Source organism: Pseudomonas sp. SIMBA_068, assembly GCF_046534705.1.
Classification (GTDB): Bacteria; Pseudomonadota; Gammaproteobacteria; order Pseudomonadales; family Pseudomonadaceae; genus Aquipseudomonas; species Aquipseudomonas putida.
The window spans coordinates 1-366 of sequence record NZ_JAWRYI010000132.1; the positions used below are offsets into that span (position 1 = coordinate 1).

The 366-nt window shown below is 65.8% G+C and carries 1 protein-coding gene; it reads right to left on the reverse strand.

What is annotated here, in order from left to right; genetic code table 11:
* A partial coding sequence (locus tag SB756_RS28505; protein ID WP_410912854.1) for a MotA/TolQ/ExbB proton channel family protein occupies positions 1 to 366 on the reverse strand: 366 nt, incomplete at both ends.

Below are 366 nucleotides of genomic sequence, written 5' to 3' on the forward strand. Positions count from 1 at the left end.
GCGTGCGGTGCGCTTCGGCGAGGCGCGTGACGAATTCGTCGACGAACACCTGCATGTTCGCGGTCACGTTCTTGTTGCGGATCAGAAGGTAGTTGTAGCCGAACAGCGCGGGGATCGCGACGAACAGGCCGGTGACGGTCGCGAGCAACGCGGCCGCGATACCCGGCGCGATCGCGTTCACGTTCACATCGCCGGCCGCGGCGATCGCCGCGAACGTGATCATCACGCCGACCACGGTGCCGAGCAGGCCGAGGAACGGGCCGCCCGAAATCGCGATCGTCAGCAGCACCATCGATTTCGACAGCCGCTGGTTTTCCCGCACGAGCGTCGCGTCCATCGATGCGCGAATCGCCTCGATCGACTCGC